Genomic DNA, 22,218 nt, shown 5'->3' with positions numbered 1-22,218 from the left:
TCACTGCAGAGCTGATCGGGGGGCATGCAGCCCACTTTTGTCACCCCCGACTCGATCGGGGGTCCATGCCTTGTGCCTTCGCCAGCCATGGATACCCGCATGCGCGGGTATGACAACTAAGCTTCGTCACCCCCGACTCGATCGGGGGACCATGCCTTGTACCTTCGCCAACCATGGATACCCGCATACGCGGGTATGACAACTAAGCTTCGTCACCCCCGACTCGATCGGGGGTCCATGCCTTGTGCCTTCGTCTGCCATGGATACCCGCATGCGCGGGTATGACAGAGGGTGACGCGGGTATGACCGTTACAAGCACAGGGCAGGCCGCCCACTTTCGTCACCCCCGACTCGATCGGGGGTCCATGCCTTGTGCCTTCGCCAGCCATGGATACCCGCGTGCGCGGGTATGACAGAAGGGATCACGGGTATGACAGTGGTGCGCCCGGGCTCCGTGCGACGGGAAACCAGCCAGTCAACCCATCACAATTTCAAACCCTTGGGCAGGGGGAACTTGATGGTCTCCTGGATGCCATCCAGCGTGCGCACCGACACCGCGCCCATGGCACGCAGGCGAGCAATCACCTCTTTCACCAGCACGTCCGGCGCCGAAGCGCCCGCCGTCAAACCCACTTTTTGGGCTCCTTCAAACCAGGCCTCCTGCAAATCAGCCGCGCTGTCCACCATGTAGGCGGGCGTGCCCAAACGGTCGGCCAGCTCGCGCAGGCGGTTGCTGTTGGAGCTGGTGGGGCTGCCCACCACGATCACCACGTCCACCAGCGGGCTCATCAGCTTGACGGCGTCCTGGCGGTTCTGGGTGGCGTAGCAAATGTCCTGTTGTTTGGGCTCGCGCACCTTCGGGAAACGGGCTTTGACAGCGGCCACAATCTCGGCGGCATCGTCCACGCTCAGCGTGGTTTGTGTCACCACCGCCAGCAACTCGGTTTGGCCGGGCTGCACCTTGGCCACGTCTTCCACGTCTTCCACCAGGTGGATGCCGCTGTCGAGCTGGCCCATGGTGCCTTCCACCTCGGGGTGGCCCTTGTGGCCGATCATGATGAATTCGTAGCCCTCTTTGTGCAGCTTGGCCAGCTCCACATGCACCTTGGTCACCAGCGGGCAGGTGGCATCAAAAATCCGGAAACCGCGTCGCTCGGCTTCATCCTGAATCGCCCGGCTCACCCCGTGGGCGCTGAAAATCAGTGTGGCGCCGGGTGGCACATCGGCCAACTCTTCGATGAAGATCGCGCCTTTTTCCTTGAGGTCGTTGACCACATAGGTGTTGTGCACGATCTCGTGGCGCACATAAATCGGGCGGCCAAACTTGGTGAGCGCGTGCTCCACGATGTCGATCGCCCGGTCCACCCCGGCGCAAAAGCCACGGGGTTCGGCCAAAAGCACTTCAGACGTCATCACAGCACCCCAATCAGTTCGACTTCAAAGGTCACAGGCTGACCGGCCAGCGGGTGGTTGAAGTCAAACAACACCGCGCCCTCTTCGTTCACTTGCACCACCGTGCCCGCATAAGAGCCCAGGCCATCGGGCGTGGGGAACTGCACCACATCGCCCGCCGCGTATTTTTCGTTCGGATCGCCCAGCTCGTTGAGCAGCTTGCGCGCCACCCACTGCTGCATGTCGGCAATGCGCTCGCCAAAGGCCTCACCCGCCGGAATCTCCATCACCACCCGCGTGCCCTCAGCCAGGCCCAGCAAGCGCTGCTCCACGGCGGGCGACAAGGCGCCCGAACCCAGCGATAAGGTGGCAGGTTTTTCGTTGAAGGTGTTGATGATGTCCCCCTGCGGCCCGGCCAGGCGGTAGTGAAGCGTCAAGAAAGAACCAGGTTCGACAATGGACATAAGGGTTTTCGTGGGTGCCGCCCAAGCGGGCAAACGGGCATAAAGAAAGCACTATTGTAAAAAGCCCGGCCAAGCTGCCCTTTCACAAGGGATAAAACGGACCGAAGGCCGCTCCAGGGAGGGGCACGACATGAGCATCAAGGACTTGCCGCTTGACGCGCGTCCGCGCGAAAAACTGCTCGCCCGTGGCCCGCAGGCCCTGAGCGATGTGGAGCTCTTGGCCATCTTGCTGCGTACGGGCATGGCGGGCAAAAACGTGTTCCAGCTGTCCGAAGAACTGCTGGGGCCAGACGGCATTGCGGGCTTGCTGAACGCCACCGTGCAATCGCTCCAAATGGTCAAAGGCCTGGGCCCCGCCAAACAGGCCGAGCTGCTGGCCGTCTTTGAGATGGCCCGCCGGGCGCTCAGCCAACGCCTCAAAGAGCGTGAGGCTTTCCACACGCCGGGCGCGGTCAAGCAATACCTGCAGCTGCAACTGGCCCACAAAAACCACGAGGTCTTCGCCGTGCTGTTTCTGGACAACCAAAACCGCATGCTGGCCATGGAAGAGCTTTTCCGGGGCACGCTCAGTCAAACCTCGGTTTACCCGCGCGAAGTGGTCATGCGCGCCCTGCATCACCAGGCGGCTGCCGTGGTCCTCAGCCACAACCACCCCAGCGGCTCGGTTCAGCCCAGCCGCGCCGACGAACACCTGACCCAAACCCTCAAGGCTTCTTTGGCGCTGGTCGATGTGCGGGTGCTCGACCACATCATCGTGGGGCAAGGGCAGGCCTTGTCGATGGCGGAGCAGGGGTTGATGTGAGCGGATCGGGGGGCCAAGCCTTGTGCCTGCGCCCGCCATGGATACCCGCCTGCGCGGGTATGACAACTTTCCTCCGTCACCCCCGACCTGATCGGGGGTCCATGCCTTGTGCCTCCGCTGGCCATGGATACCCGCGTGCGCGGGTATGACGGAAAGGAGCGCGGATATGACCGCCCTCCTAAGTCATCCTCGACTCGATCGGGGGGCCATGCATTCGGCCGCAGGGGCAGCCGCCCACAAGGGACAGCGCTTCGGGCTTTTGTGGGAGCGAGCCCCTGCTCGCGAATGGTGGACGAAGCCACGGCATGCATTCGGCCGCAGGGGCGGCCTCCCACAGTGATCCACAGGCCCAGTGGGAGCAGCCGCTAAACTCCTTGTTTTCCCTCTTACCCTAACGGCATGTCCCACTACCACCTCTACGCCATCGGCAACGCCCTGGTTGATACCGAATACGAAGTCTCCGACGAACTGCTGAGCGCCATGGGCGTGAGCAAGCGGCACATGACGCTGATCGACATGCCCCAACGCGCCGAACTGCTGCGCCATGTGCAAGGCCTGCACGCACGCCGCACAGGTGGTGGCTCGGCGGGCAACACCGTGGTGGCGCTGGCGCAATTGGGCGGCCATGCCTTTTACTCGTGCCGCGTGGCCGACGACGAGCTGGGTGCGTTTTACACGCAAGACCTGCAAACCAACGGCGTGTCCACCAACCTCACCCACACCCGCCCCACCGAAGGCCAGACTGGCAGCTGCATGGTGCTGGTCACACCCGACGCCGAGCGCAGCATGTGCACCTTTTTAGGCGCGACATCCCAGCTCGACGCCAGCGCCCTGCACCCGCAAGACATCGCCAAGTCCCAAATTTATTACATGGAAGGCTATTTGGCCGCATCCCCCACCGGCCTCGAAGCCGCAGTGAAAGGCCGCCAGATCGCCATCGATCACCAGGTGCAAACCGCGCTCACGCTCAGCGATGTGAGCATGATCAACTTCTGCAAAGCAGGCCTCGAAGCCATGATCGGTAACGGGCTGGACTATCTGTTTGCCAACGAAGAAGAAGCGCAAACCTGGTGCGGCAGTAACGACCTGGACACCATCCTGGCCCAGTTGTCCCCCCTAGCCAAAACCGTGTGCCTCACGCGTGGCCCCAAGGGTTGCATCGTGCTGCAAGGCGGCCAGCGCACCGAGGTACCCGCCGTGCCAACGAAAGCAGTCGACACCAACGGCGCAGGCGACATGTTTGCCGGCACCTTTTTGTACGGCATCACCCACGGACACTCGCCTGCGCAAGCCGCAGCTTTGGCCAACCGCACAGCGGCAGCGGTGGTCAGCCAGCACGGCAACCGCCTGACCCAAGCGCAAATGCAAGCGATTTACACCGACTTCCAAAAGGCCTCGTCATGAAAAAAATCCTCCTCCTCGGCTCGGGTGAGCTGGGCAAAGAATTCGTCATCAGCGCCAAGCGCCTGGGCTGCCACGTGATTGCCTGCGACAGCTATGCGGGGGCCCCCGCCATGCAAGTGGCTGATGAATCAGAAGTCTTCAGCATGCTCGACGAAGCCCCGCTGCGGGCCGCCATTGCCAAACACCAGCCCGACCTGATCGTCCCCGAGATCGAAGCCATCCGCACCGAGGTGCTGCTCGATGTGGAAAAACAAGGCTTTGAAGTCATCCCCAGCGCCCGCGCCGCCAACCTGACCATGAACCGCGACCGCATCCGCGACGTGGCCGTGGGCCTGGGTGTGCGCACCGCGAAGTTCAGCTACGCCGACTCCGCCGCCGAACTGCTGGCCCGCGCCACCGAGATCGGTTTCCCGGTCGTCATCAAACCGGTCATGAGTTCATCGGGCAAAGGCCAGAGCGTGGCCAAGACGGCGGCCGATGTGCAAGCCAGCTGGGACTATGCCTGTGCAGGCATGCGTGGCGACCGCCAAAAAGTCATCGTCGAAGAATTCATCCACTTCGAGTTTGAAATCACCCTGCTCACCGTGCGCCAGCGCAAGGGGCCTACGCTGTTTTGCCCGCCGATTGGCCACGTGCAAGAGCGCGGCGACTACCAATACAGCTGGCAGCCCCAGGACATGAAGCCCGAGCAAGTGAAGGCCGCACAAGACATGGCCGAAAAAGTCACCACCGACTTAGGCGGCGCTGGTCTGTTTGGCGTGGAATTCTTCGTGACGAAAGACGAAGTGATCTTCAGCGAACTGAGCCCCAGGCCGCACGACACGGGCATGGTGACGATGGTCAGCCAGAACCTGAGCGAGTTCGATCTGCACGCCCGCGCCATTTTGGGCCTACCCATTCCCGTTATTGAATGTGTGGAGGGTGCCAGCGCCGTGGTGTTGGCCGACAAAGAAGGCACAAACCCCAGCTTCACAGGCGTGGCCGAAGCCCTGAGCGAGCCGGGCGTGGACGTGCGCATCTTCGGCAAACCCACTACTCGCCCTTATCGCCGCATGGCCGTGGCCCTGGCCAAAGGCCCCCATGCGCTGCAACGCGCAAGGGACGCGGCGGGGAAGATCAAGGTGGTGGTTTAAGCGCTCCTGCTTTCGACTGCCATGGATACCCGCATGCGCGGGTATGACAGATCTCTTGTCACTCCCGCCATTTGCATTTGTCCCCCCCGACTCCCTGATTTGTCACCCCCGACTTGATCGGGGGTCCATACCTGCTGCCTTCGACTGCCATGGATACCCGCATGAGCGGGTATGACAAATCTCTTGTCACTCCCGCCATTTGCATTTGTCACCCCCGACTCCCTGATTTGTCACCCCCGACTTGATCGGGGGTCCATACCTGCTGCCTTCGACTGCCATGGATACCCGCATGCGCGGGTATGACAAATCTCTTGTCACCCCCGCCTGCCTTATTTGTCACCCCCGACTTGATCGGGGGTCCATGACTGCAGCCTTCGACTGCCATGGATACCCGCATGCGCGGGTATGACAAATCTCCTGTCACCCCCGCCTGCCTTATTTGTCACCCCCGACTTGATCGGGGGTCCATGTCTGCTACCTTCGACAGCCATGGATACCCGCATTCGCGGGTATGACAAATCTCTTGTCACCCCCGCCACCTGGACATGTCACCCCCGACTTGATCGGGGGTCCATGTCTGCTACCTTCGACAGCCATGGATACCCGCATTCGCGGGTATGGCAGAAGGGGCCGCTGTTATGACAGAAGGGGACGCGGGTATGACTGAAAGGGATACGGGTATGACCATCACTTGTCACTCTGGATCAGGTCGGCGGTTCATCGCGACCAGCAGCGCCATCATGAACAAGAAGAAATGACTTTCTCTTGAACTGAACAAAGGCGAATTGATCATGCTGTCCACCAGCAAAATACTGGTCAGAGATACCAGCAACACTTTGGCCTGGGCATGGTCAGAGCGCATGGCCACCCTGTAAAGCGACAGCAGCAGCGCCGCATACAACAGCACCCCGATCAGGCCATGATCTGCACCAAAGAACAAAAACTGGTTGTGTGGATGCCAACGGAAAGTGTCGCACCACTCCGGCTTCTCCAAAAATCGGCACACCTCGGTGTGGTACGCGCCTGTGCCGTGCCCCACGATCGGGCTCTCTGCCATCATCTTCGGCACGGTGCGGTAGTTGTAAGTCCGGTGCCCAATGGACGACATCACATCCACATCGCGCTTGGCAAACTCTGTCCAACCCAAAGCAATGCGCTCACGCATCACGCTCGACGAGGCCAACACCCCAGCTACCAACAACACCAGAACAGGCAAACCGATCCACAGCTTTTTGCCGCCCCAGTGCACCAGCATCCAGGACACCAGGCCCGCCAACAGCAACACCACCCCTGTTCGACCCGAAGACAAATGGGTAATGCTGATCACCCCCAAAACCGCCACAAGCAACCAAACCAGACTCATTCGGCTAAGCCACTGGCGCTGCACTTTGGTCAAGGCAAACACCACCAAAAAAGACACCATCACGTTTTGCGTGATGTAGTCACCAAACACATGGTGCGACAAACCCCAGCCAGGCGTCTTGGTCGTTGACCAAGGCAACACAAACCACACATTCAGCCAAGTGGAAGCCACAATAAACAACATGGCCCCCACAAACGCCCACAAAGCTCTTTTTTGCCACAGCGGAAACCGTGCCAACAACAGCATCAACACAACGGCATAAGCAAACTTGGCGTATTTGCCCAAATTGACCGACACCCAATGCCAAGGCGCAGGGGTGTAAAGCATGCCGACCAGCACCATGCCAAACAATGCCATCAGCCAAATCGCCGGCCAGCTCCAGGCATCACGCTTCAAATAAACGCTGCTGAAAGTGACTGCAAACCCGATCAACACCAACAGCAACACCACATTCGACAGCGCCATGGCCACCGGGAACAACAAAAACAGCGCAGGCACCAGCCACCCCAAAGCCACCGTTGTCTTTTGCCTGATCGCGAACATTCGATATCCTTTTTATCAACACCCGATTATCAACCTGTGGCCAAGCGCTTCTGCCTTCTACTGGCATGGATACCCGCATGCGCGGGTATGACAAATCTCCTGTCTCCCCCGACCCCTGTATTCGTCACCCCCGACTCGATCGGGGGTCCATGTCTGCAGCCCTCAAACACCATGGATACCCGCATGCGCGGGTATGACAAGATCGTGGTCCGCCCTTACTGCGGCAAGCCGCCCCTGCGGCCGAATGCCTGCACGTTAAACCGCCACCTGCTCCAAAAACCTACGGGGGTTGCTTGAAAACTGTGCAAAGTTATCGGGCGTGATGATCACACGCAAGGCTTGGGGGGACAGTGCACAAAACACCTCCAAGCCTTTGGCCGACTTTTTGCGCCCCGACTTCACCTCGATCGCATACAGCGCATCGCGGTACTGGTAAACAAAATCCACCTCGTCATTGCGCTCGCGCCAATAAAACACCTGCCCCGGTTGTTGCACCAGTTCAGCGCCCACCGCCAGCTCAAAGGCCCGTCCGCGCTGCTCGGCGTTTTGCAACACATTCACGCCAGCAGCCATGCTGAAAAGCGCGGGGCAAGCAGGCAGCATCTTCGGGCTAGAGCTGCGGGCCAACCAAGCCTTGGGCGAATATTTTTGCAATGCATGCAACAAAAAAGCGCCGCCATACAAGTCGATGTAATGCTTGATCAAGTCGGTGTTGCCCTTGTCTTGCAACTGCCCCAGCAACTTGGTGTAACTGATCTCTTGGGCTGGGTAAGCACACAAAATCTGAAACGCCTGGCGAAACAGCGCGGGATTGGCCACCTTGTGGCTCTGCAAAATGTCTTTGCCAATCACCGCCTCCACAATCGCGTCTTTCATGTAGGCATACCAACGGTCCGGGTCATGCTCCAGAGCCACCGCACCCGGATAACCGCCAAACGCCAAGTAGCGCGGCAAGTCATAGTCAAAAGCGGCTTGCAGTTCGGCAAACGTCCAGTGGTGCACACGCAGCAGCTCAAACCGACCGGCAAGGCTCTCGGTCACCCCGGCCTGAATTTGCAAGGCACTAGAGCCCAACAGCAACAAACGCAAACGCCCCGGCTTGGCATCCCACAGCGCCTTGATCGTTTCGGGCCAATTGGCTACCTTCTGGATTTCATCGATCACCAACAATGCGCCATCGCCCAGCAAAAGCGCCTGCTGCCAATGCTCCAACAACCAATTGCGGTCACTCACCAGCACATCGTCGGCATTGGCGTAATGGTGCCGCCAAGCCCCTTGCGCCATCAACTGCCGCACACCCGTGGTCTTGCCCACCTGTCGCGGCCCAGCCAATACTTGGATCAGCGGGTGATCAGCCGCAAAGCGTTGTGCCAAAGTGGCGACAAAAGGACGTTGGTAGATTTCAGGCATGGTGGTTTACATTTTACTAGACGTTACTATTGAAATCACTAGGTTATTCTAGTTTATCGACAACCACCACATTCCCTGAGGGGAGGCTGCCTCTGTGGGAGGCCGCCCCTGCGGCCGAATGCCTGCACTGGCTCCAGCCACCATTCGCGAGCAGGGGCTCGCTCCCACTTCATTCGCAACCCCCGCCCCCTGTATTCGTTAACCCCGCCCCCTACACTCGTCATCCCCGACCCCTGCATTCGTCACCCCCGACTCGATCGGGGGTCCATGTCTGCCGCCCTCGAAAACCATGGATACCCGCATGCGCGGGCATGACAGAAAGGGGGCGCGGGCATAACAAACAATCGTTGGCCCCGCATCCTGTATTCGTCACCCCCGACCCGATCGGGGGTCCATGTCTGCTCATCGCGTCACCCGATAAACCCCCAACCCCAACCACTCATGCAAAGCCGTTTGCCACAAAAGCAAACTGCGCGCCAATGAATACTCAGTCCACAGCGTGGTATCGCCTGTTCTGAAGTCCACCGGGTATGGCGTCACCTGGCACCCCACCGCCTCAAACTCGTTCACAGACCGGGCATGTGCCAGGCCGACGTCACCAGAAGCCAAGGCTCTTGGCAACGCTTGCCCAGCAAAGCGGCCACCTGCAGAGCATTTTCTCGGGTTGTGCGCGAGCCGCTTTCCAGAATGACTCGGCGCATGTCCACGCCCTGTTGCTCATAAAACACCTTGGCCAATTCGGCCTCGCTCACGCCCGTGGCCAGGAAGCGCCCCTCACCGCCAGAAAAAACCAATTGCAATTGAGGGTGCTGCCGCATCAGCCCCACCGGCACAGACATGCGCTCAGCGGCTTGGCCCAAAGGCACCTGGCCATGTGCCTGATAAATGCCAGGGTGCTCAAGGGCACCGCCCAGCACAATCACGCCCACATGGCGGCCCACAGACTCTGTTGGCGGCACGGGGAATCGGTTTTCCAGCGGGCGCAGCAGCGCATGAGGCAAAGCCTCAAAACCTAGAAGCCCCAACACCGCCAAACCGCTCCACAGCATGCGAACAGCCGCCCGCCGCCAACGCGCGGCACCACTCAGCAACCCCAGCGCCACACACCACCACACAGCCAGCCAAAACATGGGCTGCGTGATGGCTGACATCAACTTAGACAAAACAAACATCTGAACCTTTTCAAAGCTCTTAAACGACAAAAGAGCCTTTCGGCTCTTATGTCGTCAAACAATTGGGATCTGCCCCCTATTAAACACAGCCCCTAAGGGAGGCCCATCCCCTAATGGAGGCCAATGCCCTATTGGCTGCCCATACCCTGTGGGAGGCCGCTCCTGCGGCCAAATGTGTGCTTTGGCTCTAGCAGACACTCGCGAGCAGGGGCTCGCTCCCACAAAGACAGCAAAGACAGCAAAGACAGCAAAGACAGCAAAGACAGCAAAGACAGCAAAGACAGCAAAGACATCATCACCTAGCCCCCTCATCAAGCCGTGCGTGCGTTCTCCATCCACACCCAATCACCACCTCGCCATAGGGCTATTAGCCCGGCACCAAATCCCGGCACATGGTGCGGATCAGGAGTGCCAAAAATGCAATTTTGTATATTTTGACGCCATTGAAAAACAATCTTTAAATATGATAAATTTATGTTTATGAGTAACATACAAAATCCCTCACTGTTCTACCGCCTCGTTGCCATTGCCGCATTCGCCCTCCTTAGCGCTTGTGGAGGTGGAGGTGGAGGTGCAAGTGATGATAAAAGCGTCAGCCAAATCTCCAACTCAGGGGTCGCGCTCGACGGTTATCTTTACAAAGCCACGGCGTATCTCGACTTGAACAATAACGGTAATCTCGACACGAATGAGCCACAGAGCATCACCGATGCCTTGGGCCGCTTCACCTTGGATGCAACAAGTGCACAGCTCACGACCTACCCCATACGTGTCATGGCGGTAGCTGGCACAACCATCGACCAAGACAACCCTAACAGTCCCATCACTGCTGCCTTCACGCTCACAGCGCCAGTGGGTCTTACTGCCGTTATCTCTCCCATCACAACACTGGTGGCAGCCAAGGTTGCACAAGGCGCTTCATTGGCTGATGCGCAAGCATCCGTTCGCACAGAACTAGGACTGGCCAGCGACATCGACATCATGAAAGACTTTGTAGCCGAAAAAGGGCAAGACAGCCGCTATGCCCAAATCCACAACCTAGCGACATCACTTGCAGAAGTCCTTCAACGTGTAGAGGCCACAAGCTCTGGCAGCACCACACTGGATCAAAAAATAGCAACACTCAGAAGCAACTACGCGCAAACCATCGTACCCAACGCAACGGCCATCAAGAACAGTGCCACGCCCGCTGCGGCTCTGAGTTTTGCCAAAACCAAACTTGACCAAAACGTGATCCTGACCAACAAGGGCTTCACACTCAAGGTGAATGCCAAATGAACATTACCAAAAAATTCCTCCTCACGCTCAGCCCCATTGTTGCGGCAAGTGCCCTACTGGCCAGCAACGGTGATGCGCTGATCCGCATGGCAACGCCATCCAGCTATCAGCAATGCTCTGAAGGTGCGTCTGCCTTCGATTGGGCGTTTGGTCGCATGTGGACATGTTTTACCAAACCCGAAGAATTCAAGATCAAAGTCTATAAAGTCACTTTGATCAAATCCGACGACACCGAAGTCGACGTATACGTCAAAGATGCGCCTGAATATATCGACATCGTTAACGGCGAGAAATCGTTGCTCGACAGCGTCGAATCCATTGAATCGGGTACCTACAAAGAAATTCGACTGGTAGTTGATACCATCTACATGGTCAAAGTCGACCAAACCATAAAAGACATCTATGGAGAATGGCGTGTCAGATCCGTAGGAGACCGACTCGCCAAAGACCCGAATTTCGTTATAGAACCTACCAGCTCGAGCGGCAACGGAAATTCCAGTTATTCAGCCAACAGCAGCGCTTCAGACTACCAAGGCGCCGTCTTTGCGGTGAATATGGACAAACCTGCAGTTGCTGTTCCTTACAGGCATGGCTCATTCCTGGCACTGCCCAGCAACGCCAACACCGAGAACAAAGACTACCCTTGCTACTACAACGGCAGTCGTGCAGGTGGTTACCCAATGAAAGTGTCTTACAGCTACAACAGTGGCCCTGTCACAACACTGACCCATGCCATCGACAGGGACGCTAACAACGACCCCATCGCACTCAACCCCAACTACAACTGCCCCTGGATCAAACCACTCAATTGCTCAGACATCACTGGTGCGCAATGCTCCAGTTTTTCAAATCCCTATACAGACGCGCGCCGAGCAACCATCGCCTCCAAGTTGCGCACCCCTATCACCATTGATGCGACCAAGGCTCAAGCGGTTACCCTGACTTGGGACCTCACAAAAGCCGTGGGCTTGCTGCTCAACCCCATGAGTAACAACGCGCTGTCACTTCAGAAAAATGGCTCACCATCCCACGAAATCACCATGATGACTGTTGGCGACTTGCAGTTCTCGATTTCGGTGATGGAAGGCACATCTCTCGAAATCGCCAATACTTCAGCTGAGCGCTGAGTTTCCATAATGACCAGCGGCTAAAGCCACAATCACTGCTGGTCCATGCAAAAAAGGAGCCTAAGGCTTCTTTTTTGCATTTCAACACCCGAGTTCTAGATATAGCTGCGCAATCCGTCACCACCGATCTCTGAATTCTTCGCACTCGACGATCGATGGTCCATACCCCTTCATCGCGTCACCCGATAAACCCCCAACCCCAAACACTCATGCAAAGCCATTTGCCATAGCAGTAAGCTGCGGGCCAATGAATACTCGGCCGACATCAACTTGGACAAAACAAACATCTGGACCCTTTCAAAGCTCTTAAACGACAAAAGAGCCTTTCGGCTCTTTTGTCTCCAAACAATCGAGATCTGACCCCAATTAATGCCAATTAATGGGCCAAGGCCACTGCGCTCATCGGCATCACCGTTTTCATGATCGTTTTAAGGGCAGACTGCTCGGCTACTTTCAGGTCATAACTTTGCTGCAAATTGAGCCACGACTGTGCATCTCCGCCAAAGTAGCGTGCCAAGCGCAATGCCGTATCTGGGGTGACGCCGCGCCGACACAAGACAATGTCGTTGACGCGAGACGGCGTCACATGCAAGGCCTTGGCCAATGCATTGACACTCAAGCCCAAGGGCGCGAGGTACTCCTCCTTGAGGACTTCGCCCGGGTGAATGGCGCGCATTTGATTTTTCATAAAAACTCCAAATTTAATGGTAGTCCACGATTTCGACACTCATCGGCCCACGTTCAGTCCAAACAAAACAAATTCGGAACTGATCGTTCACCCTGATGCTGTGCTGACCCGCACGATCACCGCGTAAGGCCTCTAACCTGTTACCGGGTGGTGACCGCAAAAAATCCAGCGTAGCGGCACTGTCAAGCATTTGTAGCTTTCGCTCAACAAACGTTTTCATCGCATTGAACCGCTTGACCCTTGCGCCCTCAAAAAGCGACCGGGTGTCAGCGCAGGCAAATGAGATGATCATGTCTGAATTTTATACCGATGCCCGGTAAGCGGCTATAGACTCCTGCATTCGTCATCCCCGACCCCTTCATTCGTCATCCCCGACCCCTTCATTTGTCACCCCCGACTCGATCGGGGGTCCATATCTGCCGGCTTCGACGACCATGGATACCCGCATGCGCGGGTATGACAAAAAGGGCCGCGGGTATGACAACTGTCCGTCACCCCAACTCCTGCACCTGTCACCCCCGACTCCTGCACCGGTCACCCCCGCCCCCTGCATTCGTCACCCCCGACTCGATCGGGGGTCCATGTCTGCCGCCCTCGAACACATGGATACCCGCATGCGCGGGCATAACAAACAATCGTTGGCCCCGCATCCTGTATTCGTCACCCCCGACCCGATCGGGGGTCCATGTCTGCTCACCGCGTCACCCGATAAACCCCCAACCCCAACCACTCATGCAAAGCAGTTTGCCACAGTAGCAAACTGCGGGCTAACGAATACTCAGCCCACAGCGTTTCATCGCCTGTTCTGAAGTCCACCGGGTATGGCGTCACCTGGCACCCCACCGCCTCAAACTCGGGCACAGACCGGGGCATGTGCCAGGCCGATGTCACCAGCAGCCAAGGCTCTTCGCAACGCTTGCCCAGCAAAGCGGCCACCTGCAAAGCATTTTCTCGGGTGGTACGCGAGCCGCTTTCAAGAATCACACGCCGCATGTCCACGCCCTGCTGCTCATAAAACGCCTTGGCCAATTCGGCCTCGCTCACGCCCGTGGCCAGCAAGCGCCCTTCACCGCCAGAAAAAACCAATTGCAATTGAGGGTGCTGCCGCATCAGCCCCACCGGCACAGACATGCGCTCAGCCGCTTGGCCCAGAGGCACCTGCCCATACGCCTGATAAATTCCTGGGTGCTCAATGGCACCGCCCAACACGATCACGCCCACATGCCGACCGACAACCTCTGGGGGCGGCACGGGGTATCGGTTTTCCAGCGGGCGCAGCAGCACATGCGGCAAAGCCTCAAAACCCAGCAGCCCCAACACCGCCAAACCGCCCCACAGCATGCGAACAGCAGCCCGCCGCCAACGTGCAGCACCACTCAGCAACCCCAGCGCCACACACCACCACACAGCCAACCAAAACATGGGCTGCGTGATGGCCGACATCAACTTGGACAAAACAAACATCTGGACCTTTTCAAAGCTCTAAAACGAAAAAAGAGCCTTTCGACTCTCTTTTTTCACCCTGACCTCTGCATTCACTCCCGACTTGTGCACCTGTCACTCCGAACTTGCCCACTTGTCAGCCCCGACTCCTACACTTGTCACCCCCGCCCCCTGCACCCGTCACCCCCGACTTGATCGGGGGTCCATGCGTACCGCCTTCAACCGCCATGGATACCCGCATGCGCGGGTATGACAAAGAGGGCTCGGGCATGACAAAGATGAAGGGGTATGACAAATAACTGTTACCACCGACTTGATCGGGGTCCATGCCTTCTGCATTTGCCAACCAACTCAGCGCTTAAGCCACTCCGGAATCTTGAACCGGACAATCATCAAATAAGCGCCCACATAGGTCACCACAAACAGCGCAGAAAAGCCGATCAACACTGGCGTGTTGGACCAGAAAAACACCGCTGGCGCAACCGACATCAGGGTAAAGGCCATCAAATAAGGGCTGGTGCGGTTGTTGCGCGACAGCAAGCTGCCAGCCTCATCGTCGTCAAACACCACGCCAACCAAACGGCGGTAAACCAACTGGTGCAAATGCAGCGCATCGGCCATGCCGGGAGAATCGCCCCGCACCCACTTGCGGTAAATGGAAAACAGCGTTTCCCAAACTGGATAAATCAACAACAAAACGGCAAACCAGGGCGATACCAACGGGTGCCGCTGCACCAACAAAATACAAATCAGCGCAATGACAACGCCCCACAGGTAAGCGCCCCCGTCACCCGCAAAAATCAATCCCTTAGGGTAATTCCAAAACAGAAAACCCAATGTGGTCGCCACCATGCACAAAGACAACGCCGCTAACTGCCTGTCCCCCACCTGCAATGAAATGTGTGCCAGCGCTAAACCCATCAACACTGCAACCGAACCTGCCAAACCGTTGTAGCCATCAATGATGTTGAACGCATGCGGCAACCCCATGATGGCCAGCACAGCCAAAGCCATGCCCAATACAGGCCATGCCGACCACCACACATCTAACCAGCCCAAGCCCAAGCGCGGCACAGAAATATCCAAAAGCCAAACAGCCAGCAAGCCAGACAAGCCTGTGGCCAACAAACGCCAGCCCACCGAGACACGTTGAGTGGCGTCTTCGGCCGAGCCCACAAAAACAGCAGACAAAACCACCAGTGCAAAACCTGCAAACTCGGCCCAAGTCAGCGAAACTCCCGGATAAACACCCAGGTGTGGCAACAACACCGCTGCTGTCAAGCCTGCCAGCCACCCCATCACCATGCCCAGGCCACCCAAGCGCGGCACAGCACCACGGTGAAAGCGCTGTGGTGCATCACTTGCATAGTTTTCAGCGTGCCGACGGAACCAGCGACGCACCAAGCGCACCGCCACCCACGACACCACAAAGCTCAAAAATGCAAGAAGAAGCACGACTTCAGCCGATCAAAAGTTTGAAAGAATTTTAAATGAGCAGAGCGACAGCATCACCCATTAACGGGCACGGATCACAAAACGCCAAAATGCGCTTGAAGTCCATAACCGCAACAGACTGCGAAGATGCCAGCCTAAATGCCGCCAACTGCGTCCAGTATTGCGACGCGCATCGTGCACCACGGCCCAATCCGCACCCTGCATAGACCACCCCGCCAACTGCAAACGCAAACAAATATCGGCGTCTTCGCAATACATGAAATAGCGCTCGTCAAAACCCTTCAGAGCAGCAAAGGTCTGAGCACGAAAGAACATGCATGCGCCGTTGACCCAATCAGCGTGCTCCACCGTCGCAACCACACTGGAAGGTGCAGCGCCAAGCCGACGGCGCAGTTCACGACTGAACAAGGCCAGTGGCGTCATCAAGACACGTGTGAAATCTTGTCGATGACCATTGGCATCGTACTGATCTGGACACACCACACCAACACGGGCTGGCCAAGGATCCAGGGTTAAGGCATTCCAAAAGGAAGCGTCTTCTGTCGGCCAAAAAACATCCGGATTGACCACGGCAAACCAAGGCGCAGTGCAATGCCGAAACGCCTGATTGTGGTTGGCTCCAAAACCCAATGGCACAGAGTTTTCAATCAACTGCAAAGTGAATGGCCATGCCTTGTTTTGCACCATCTGTTCAAGATGAGGCTCCGGCACATTCAGGGTCAACAAAACACGAACTGTGACGCAACTTCCATCCAACGAAGAAGCCAACGACTCCAGCGCCTGCATGACCAATAGGCCGTGTCCATGACTCACCAGAGAAATATCAATTGAATAATTTGCAGTCACTTCTGATCCATTCCAAGACCTTTGCGCCCTGCAAATCGACGCACAAAAATCAACACCATTCTGCGAATAAATTTAAGCGTGACCCAAATCCAAGCCAAGGTCAGCTCATGCCAATGCAATCGTCGTGCTTGAAACAACAGTCCATAGTTGCGCCAGTCTGCTTTGGACATGGCCCCAATCTGGCTACTCAAACCAGAGACGCCAACCAACGGCTTGTGAACGGTGACCATCGGCAAATTGAGCCGAGCGATCTTAAGCCCATCACAAACCAAATTCATCCAAAGCAAATGGTCTTCCATGTGCCTTTGGCCCAAACGAAAGCGCTGCGCAATCTCCTTGCGCAACATCACAGAAGGCGTCACAAAGGGGTTGCTGGCCAACACAGCCCACTTGCCGACCAAGCTGCTTTCCAGGTGCATTTGCGTTAAATCTGCAGCACCCGAACCGATCACATGCGCATGCCCCGACAAGGCAATTTCTGGGTGCGCCTGCATGAAAGCAAATTGCCACTCCAGCTTGCGTGGATGCCACGAATCGTCCGCATCCAAAAACGCAATGTACTTGCCTTTGGCCATGGACCAGCCTGCATTCCTGGCCTCACCTGCGCCCACATTCACAGCCAAATGAACCACATGCACCCATTGCGGGTATTGGTCATGCAGGCGTTGCAAACAAGCGGCCGTCTCATCCAGACTCGCGTCGTTCACCAAGATCAATTCCAAAGGCCTGCAAGTTTGCGCTGCAACCGATGCAACTGCTCGCTCAATGGTGCCTGCACAAGCAAAACAAGGCACCACCACCGACACATCAACAACAGGCTTCATGCTTTGGCCCACCCGCGCAACAAAGCCCGCAGCCGAAGCCAGTCACCGCGCAGCAACCTTTTACCAAGCCGCAAAGACAACATCAACGTGACTGAAATCAGGGGCCACGGCGCATGCCGTCGCAAAAATCGGACCGCAGAGGACGTCCCATACTCGACCAACAACGGACTCTCCAGCCCCAAGCTGGCCGACTGCTTGTGCCAAACCCTTGAGTGCGCACTCACGGCCAGCTGCCAACCCCGCTTGCGCAGACGAAATCCCAAATCCGTGTCTTCCCAATACATGAAGAATGTTTGCTCATCAAACATCCCCACATCACGAACCGCATCAGCCCGCAACAACATCGAGGCACCGGACACAAAATCCACGGGCCCAGCAGTGAGCCGATGGTGTGACCGCCCCAACCACACATTCACCAGACCGCCACCCCAAACCTGCACACGGTCGGGGTCATGCATTTCATAAATGACAGAGCCCACAGCCCCCACCTGAGAAGAGGCCTCGGCCACCGCAACCAAGCATGACAAAGCGTCAGGTGCAACCCGGGTATCGCTGTTGATCAACCAAATGTAATCAACGCCCAGTGCAAGCGCCTTGCGGATGCCCACATTGCAACCACCACCAAACCCCAAGTTGGCACCCGACTGCAAAATATCCAAGTCATTAAAAGTCTTGCGAATCTGCTGCACAGAATCATCCGTCGACGCGTTGTCGACAAGCACAATGCTGCAGTCTGGGTAATCCATCTGCTTGAGCGATTGAATGCACTCAACGGTATCCCGCCAGCCATTCCAGTTCAACACCACCACGGCAACAGATTTCATGACGTCACGGGCCCTTTGGGCTTCCAACGCAAAGCCACTTTTTCGACGCCATGCCAAGACAGCCAGGCCAGCGCCATCGTCGTCATAGTCGACAACCCCAAATGCGCCGCAAAAGACAATTCAGGCTGCAGATACACCCACGTTTGTTGCACCGGGAAAGCGTAGATGTAAACCCCGTAAGAGACATCCCCCAAACGGCGAGTCAACACATCCCCCCAAGCCACCTGCATGGCTGCATGAACCACTGCCGCCGCCAACAACATCAAAACTGCACGCTCTGGCCCCCGGTCAGTCGTCCCGGCAAAAAGCACAAACGCCAAAACCAAAAACCCCAAAGCGGGCCAACCCCAACGCTGCCCCTGTTGACGCATCCAACGGTACTCGCCATAAACGGCACCCCAAGCAAACAACACCACCACCTCCATGGCTGGTTTGACTCGCCCACCCACAAACCAAACAGCATAAGAAGCCAGCACCATCAACAGCACACCCAATGCCACGCGCAAATCCCAACCACGCCAACGAGCCACCCCCCAAACACCCACCAGCAAATAAGACAAGAATTCTGCAGGCAAAGTCCACAGCGATCCGTTCACAGCCCGCAGGGCATTCGTTTCAAAAACGCCCGGCAAGTTGTATTTGATGAACAGCAGCAAATTGGCCATATAACGTGCCGTGTCACGCCCCTGCCAATAATCTGCAAGCGCCCAAGTGGTCAAGACTGGCCCCAACACCAAAACGGACAGGAATACCACCACCCACAGCGCCGGGAAAATGCGCAATGCCCGCCGCGCCAAGTAGCGCCCCCAATGCGGGTCACGCCGCCAACTGCCCCACACCAAGCTGCCACTCAAAAAGAAAAATATGGCAACGCCCGCACCACCAAAGGTATTGAGCCCCAAAAACGATGGCTCAGGAAAGCCCAGCAAAGCATATTGGTGGCTATAAAGCACCAGCCACGCCGCAACCAAGCGCAGCAGATCCAGAGAATTGGTGGTGTGAGCAGCAGACATCGTCATTCAACGGGGATGCAACACCCGCACCAAAGGCGCTGCCCACTTGCGCCCCCATGCGGCCAAAAACAAACTGACAAAGCGGGCCACAGCAAACCGCCACCCGCCCCAATACACCTTGCGAAAATCAACCGGGAAACGCAAAGACATCTCTCGTGACCAATGCTGCGCCCAGCCCCAACGCCCCTTGGCCAAACACTCCGTTGCCGCCATGCCCCAATAATGCAGCAACGCGGCGCTGCGCATCTCGGGTGTCACGTTAGGGAGCGTCAATACCGACACCATGGCCTCCCAATACCATTGCTGCACTTTGTTGGGCGAACGCTGAACCATCGACTGCGGCGTAGCCCAGCGATACCCCACAAAAGCGCCCGGCAACATGTACAGATCGCCCTTACAGGCCAAATGCAAATGCATTTTGTAGTCGATGAAGGGGCCTTCAAACCCCAGCAAAACACCTTTGAATTGGCTGCGGTAAACCATCGAACTGTGGTTGAGAAAATTCCCCCCCGCCAGCATAAAGGCCAAATCAAAACGCGACTGCCCCACCGCCGTGAACAGCATCCGCAAAGACAAGTCATCTTCTACGACCAAGGCATTGGTATAACAAGCCGCCAAATCTGGCTGCTCACGCAACACCGCTAACTGGGCCACCAACTTGCCAGGCAACCAAAAGTCGTCACCATCCAGATGCGCAATGAATTCACCCTTTGCACGCGCAATCAAGAACTGGTAATTGGCCGAAGCCCCCAAGTTCTGAGGATGACGAAAATACTGGATACACCCCGGAAACTCAGAAGACAAACGCGCCACGATGTCCGGCGTCTTCGGCGAATCACCATCATCCCCAATCAAAATCTCCAGCGACACATCAGGCTGCTGCGCCAACACACTGCGCACACAAGCCTCGATGTATTGATCCTGGTGATAGGTTGCAATGCAAACAGACACCACAGGCTGTTGCTCAGCTTGGCTCATACAAACTCACCTTTGCGCTCGCGCCAGAGCAAAACCCATACATTCAGCCCAAGCAAAGCGCCGCCTGCCAATGCAACCCAAATGAACGCAGACCATCGGTCTAGCAAAAGAGGTGACCAAAAGGCCAACGCCATCACCCCCAACAATGCAGGCGCCGTGGGCAAAACCACATCTTGCCAAAGCCACCGCAGGTGCGCCCCAGGCCAGTAGCGGCGATGCACCACAGCCCCCCACAAAGCACCAAAAGAAAAATTCAGCAACACCCACACCCAAGCCGTGCCCCAGGCACCCCAGCGCGGCGCAACCCACCAAACGGCAGGCACCAACACCAACAACATCAAAACGTTCCCCCAAACATGCAAACGCATCTCGCCTATTGCATATTGCAAGTAATAAGGGAAAGCGGCCAAGCAAGCCAGCCCATACCCCAAGGCATACACACCCAGCACACCAGACAGCCGAGTCGCTATATCGTGTTGGCCTGTCCAAGCCCACAACACCGGTTCGGCCAGCAGCGCCAAAACCAAGGCCCCCCCTAGACCCATCGCACTCATCCAACGTGTGCCGCGGCGATACAAGGCCATCATGGCCACCTGCTCACCCTGGGCATGCAAAGCCGCCAACCGAGGCATCAGCGCCTGACTGAGTGCCGCGCTCAGCACCATCACCCCACTGGCCAACACCACCGCCAAGGAAAACAAGCCATAGTCCGACAAAGGCAACAAACCCGAAAGCAGCAACTTGTCCGCCTGATTGACCAGCACCCACACACTTGAGGCAAAGGCCAGCGACAAACCCATGCCCACCAACGGACGCACGGCAGACAAAGACCAGCTCAAGGGCTGGGGCGCCCTAGGCAAAACCCCATGCGTCCAGCCCATCAACACCCATGTCTCTAACAGCGCAACCGCCAACTGGAAAGCAAAAAAGACCTCGACCGTGGCCCCCCAGATGGCCATCACAGCCAGCACACCCAGGTAACGAACACACGCCATCACCACCGTCACAGCGGCAAGCCCCAGCTGACGGTCTGTTCCGGTCAATACACCTCGGTACAAACCCGCCACCCAGCGCAACACCACCGCCATGGCCATGGCACGCAAGGCCCACAAGACCTCGTCGGCAGACAAAGCCTGGCGCTGCAACCAATGCGCCTCAGCCCAAGGGGCCAAGTTCCACAGCAACACGGCACCCAACAGCGCCATGCCACCAAACACCACACCCATGGCGCGAAACAATTGCCGAAAAGCCTGCGCCCCCACTGCACCCACATGAAAACGGCTCGCCTCGCGGGCCAAAGTCGGCGTTAGGCCCATGTCCAGCAAATTGAACCAAGCCTGCAATGTGGCAAACAAGCCCACCAGGCCATAGGCCTCCGGCCCCATCCATCGCAAATAAACCGGCACCAGCAGAACAGCCAGCAAGGTCACCAACACCTGACTCAGGCTGTTGACCAGAAACGTATGCTTGACCGATTTCAAACTGCGCCCTTGCCCATCTTGGCGGCCATGAAGGCGGCTTCTTGCAACAGCAAATCACGGCGACGTGCCTTGATACGCCTCAGCGGATTGCCCGCATAAATGCCAAAAGCCTCACACGACTCAGCCACCAAACTCAGCGCACCGATCGCCACACCCTCGTGTAGCCGCACGCCAGGCAAGATCACACTCCCGCAACCCACAATCACATGCCGATCCAGCATCACATCGGCATGCACCACCCCTGTGTATGCGGTCGGCACCGTGGGGTTCGTCATGTGCTGCCCCGAATAGTCATCGCTGCTGGAATAGATCGACACGCGCGAAGACAAATTGCAAAAATCAGCCAGCGTAATCTGCCCAGCACCGATCAAAGAACTGAACACGGCCACATGCACATGCTGACCGATATGAATGCCGCCCACGCCCGCAGACAAGACACAAAAATCATCAATCCGGCTGTTGTCGCCGATCGTTATCTTGTCTGCCCCATAAAAGCTCGCCCGGTCAGATATCTGAACACCTGCGCCCACATGGGCAAACCCCATGGCCTCTATCTGTTCGCGGCTCAGCGTCGCCAT

Annotated in this window: 21 protein-coding genes; 5 read left to right on the top strand and 16 right to left on the bottom strand. The window is 57.2% G+C overall.

Annotation, left to right across the window (positions count from 1 at the left end):
- Positions 1-483 precede the first annotated feature (483 nt).
- Together ispH and ACZ5RT_RS06335 are read right to left on the bottom strand one after the other, a co-directional pair.
- Entirely contained in the window at positions 484-1,413 is a 930-nt protein-coding gene (gene ispH, locus ACZ5RT_RS06340; RefSeq protein ID WP_464453914.1) for a 4-hydroxy-3-methylbut-2-enyl diphosphate reductase, read from the bottom strand.
- A complete protein-coding gene (locus ACZ5RT_RS06335; RefSeq protein ID WP_464453913.1) occupies positions 1,413-1,856 on the bottom strand; it encodes an FKBP-type peptidyl-prolyl cis-trans isomerase in 444 nt (147 codons plus the stop codon). The genes ispH and ACZ5RT_RS06335 overlap by 1 nt, the downstream gene beginning before the upstream one ends.
- Before the next feature lie 130 nt (positions 1,857-1,986).
- On the opposite strand from ACZ5RT_RS06335, the gene radC reads away from it, so the two are divergent.
- From radC to purT, 3 genes are all read left to right on the top strand, one after another.
- Positions 1,987-2,658 carry a RadC family protein gene (gene radC / locus ACZ5RT_RS06330; protein WP_464453912.1) on the top strand — a complete coding sequence of 224 codons (672 nt, stop codon included), beginning with the start codon at positions 1,987-1,989 and terminating at the stop codon, positions 2,656-2,658.
- A gap of 399 nt (positions 2,659-3,057) precedes the next feature.
- Positions 3,058-4,062: an adenosine kinase gene (locus tag ACZ5RT_RS06325; RefSeq protein WP_464453911.1), complete on the top strand. Its 1,005-nt coding sequence runs from the start codon at positions 3,058-3,060 to the stop codon at positions 4,060-4,062.
- Positions 4,059-5,195, top strand: coding sequence for a formate-dependent phosphoribosylglycinamide formyltransferase (gene purT, locus ACZ5RT_RS06320; protein WP_464453910.1), 1,137 nt, complete (start codon positions 4,059-4,061; stop codon positions 5,193-5,195). Before ACZ5RT_RS06325 ends, purT begins: the two co-directional genes overlap by 4 nt.
- Positions 5,196-5,889: 694 nt before the next feature.
- Here the strand turns inward: purT and ACZ5RT_RS06315 are convergent.
- From ACZ5RT_RS06315 to ACZ5RT_RS06305, 3 genes are all read right to left on the bottom strand, one after another.
- Positions 5,890-7,101, bottom strand: a complete 1,212-nt coding sequence (locus ACZ5RT_RS06315) for an O-antigen ligase family protein (protein WP_464453909.1) — start codon at positions 7,099-7,101, stop codon at positions 5,890-5,892.
- A gap of 255 nt (positions 7,102-7,356) precedes the next feature.
- Complete coding sequence (locus ACZ5RT_RS06310; RefSeq protein ID WP_464453908.1) at positions 7,357-8,511, bottom strand: ATP-binding protein; 1,155 nt, start codon at positions 8,509-8,511, stop codon at positions 7,357-7,359.
- Between the two features lie 566 nt (positions 8,512-9,077).
- Positions 9,078-9,683, bottom strand: coding sequence for a YdcF family protein (locus ACZ5RT_RS06305; protein ID WP_464453907.1), 606 nt, complete (start codon positions 9,681-9,683; stop codon positions 9,078-9,080).
- Positions 9,684-10,163: 480 nt separating this feature from the next.
- Here ACZ5RT_RS06305 and ACZ5RT_RS06300 point away from each other — a divergent pair, with 480 nt between their 5' ends.
- The gene (locus ACZ5RT_RS06300) at positions 10,164-10,961 is read left to right on the top strand and encodes a hypothetical protein (protein ID WP_464453906.1); all 798 of its coding nucleotides are present in this window, start codon (positions 10,164-10,166) and stop codon (positions 10,959-10,961) included.
- Positions 10,958-12,088, top strand: a complete 1,131-nt coding sequence (locus ACZ5RT_RS06295) for a hypothetical protein (RefSeq protein WP_464453905.1) — start codon at positions 10,958-10,960, stop codon at positions 12,086-12,088. The genes ACZ5RT_RS06300 and ACZ5RT_RS06295 overlap by 4 nt, the downstream gene beginning before the upstream one ends.
- 376 nt (positions 12,089-12,464) lie before the next feature.
- On the opposite strand, the gene ACZ5RT_RS06290 is transcribed toward ACZ5RT_RS06295, so the two are convergent.
- The 11 genes from ACZ5RT_RS06290 to ACZ5RT_RS06240 form a co-directional block, all read right to left on the bottom strand.
- Positions 12,465-12,776 carry a HigA family addiction module antitoxin gene (locus ACZ5RT_RS06290; RefSeq protein WP_464453904.1) on the bottom strand — a complete coding sequence of 104 codons (312 nt, stop codon included), beginning with the start codon at positions 12,774-12,776 and terminating at the stop codon, positions 12,465-12,467.
- A gap of 13 nt (positions 12,777-12,789) precedes the next feature.
- Positions 12,790-13,068 (bottom strand): type II toxin-antitoxin system RelE/ParE family toxin, encoded by a 279-nt coding sequence (locus ACZ5RT_RS06285; RefSeq protein ID WP_464453903.1) that lies wholly within the window; start codon positions 13,066-13,068, stop codon positions 12,790-12,792.
- Between the two features lie 401 nt (positions 13,069-13,469).
- Positions 13,470-14,240 (bottom strand): YdcF family protein, encoded by a 771-nt coding sequence (locus tag ACZ5RT_RS06280; RefSeq protein ID WP_464453902.1) that lies wholly within the window; start codon positions 14,238-14,240, stop codon positions 13,470-13,472.
- A 330-nt stretch (positions 14,241-14,570) separates the two neighbouring features.
- A complete protein-coding gene (locus tag ACZ5RT_RS06275) occupies positions 14,571-15,674 on the bottom strand; it encodes a glycosyltransferase family 4 protein (protein ID WP_464453901.1) in 1,104 nt (367 codons plus the stop codon).
- Positions 15,675-15,734: 60 nt separating this feature from the next.
- Positions 15,735-16,520: a glycosyltransferase gene (locus ACZ5RT_RS06270; protein WP_464453900.1), complete on the bottom strand. Its 786-nt coding sequence runs from the start codon at positions 16,518-16,520 to the stop codon at positions 15,735-15,737.
- Positions 16,517-17,344, bottom strand: a complete 828-nt coding sequence (locus ACZ5RT_RS06265) for a glycosyltransferase family 2 protein (protein ID WP_464453899.1) — start codon at positions 17,342-17,344, stop codon at positions 16,517-16,519. The genes ACZ5RT_RS06270 and ACZ5RT_RS06265 overlap by 4 nt, the downstream gene beginning before the upstream one ends.
- Positions 17,341-18,168, bottom strand: a complete 828-nt coding sequence (locus ACZ5RT_RS06260) for a glycosyltransferase family 2 protein (RefSeq protein ID WP_464453898.1) — start codon at positions 18,166-18,168, stop codon at positions 17,341-17,343. Before ACZ5RT_RS06260 ends, ACZ5RT_RS06265 begins: the two co-directional genes overlap by 4 nt.
- Complete coding sequence (locus ACZ5RT_RS06255; protein WP_464453897.1) at positions 18,165-19,181, bottom strand: acyltransferase family protein; 1,017 nt, start codon at positions 19,179-19,181, stop codon at positions 18,165-18,167. The genes ACZ5RT_RS06260 and ACZ5RT_RS06255 overlap by 4 nt, the downstream gene beginning before the upstream one ends.
- A gap of 6 nt (positions 19,182-19,187) precedes the next feature.
- Positions 19,188-20,159, bottom strand: a complete 972-nt coding sequence (locus ACZ5RT_RS06250) for a glycosyltransferase family 2 protein (protein WP_464453896.1) — start codon at positions 20,157-20,159, stop codon at positions 19,188-19,190.
- Positions 20,156-21,640 (bottom strand): lipopolysaccharide biosynthesis protein, encoded by a 1,485-nt coding sequence (locus tag ACZ5RT_RS06245; protein ID WP_464453895.1) that lies wholly within the window; start codon positions 21,638-21,640, stop codon positions 20,156-20,158. Before ACZ5RT_RS06245 ends, ACZ5RT_RS06250 begins: the two co-directional genes overlap by 4 nt.
- Positions 21,637-22,218, bottom strand: coding sequence for an acyltransferase (locus ACZ5RT_RS06240; RefSeq protein WP_464453894.1), 582 nt, complete (start codon positions 22,216-22,218; stop codon positions 21,637-21,639). The genes ACZ5RT_RS06245 and ACZ5RT_RS06240 overlap by 4 nt, the downstream gene beginning before the upstream one ends.

The sequence above is a fragment of the Limnohabitans sp. TEGF003 genome (genome assembly GCF_055395455.1).
Note: the sequence above shows the minus strand (reverse complement) of the source record. Positions and strands in the feature narration are given on the sequence as shown.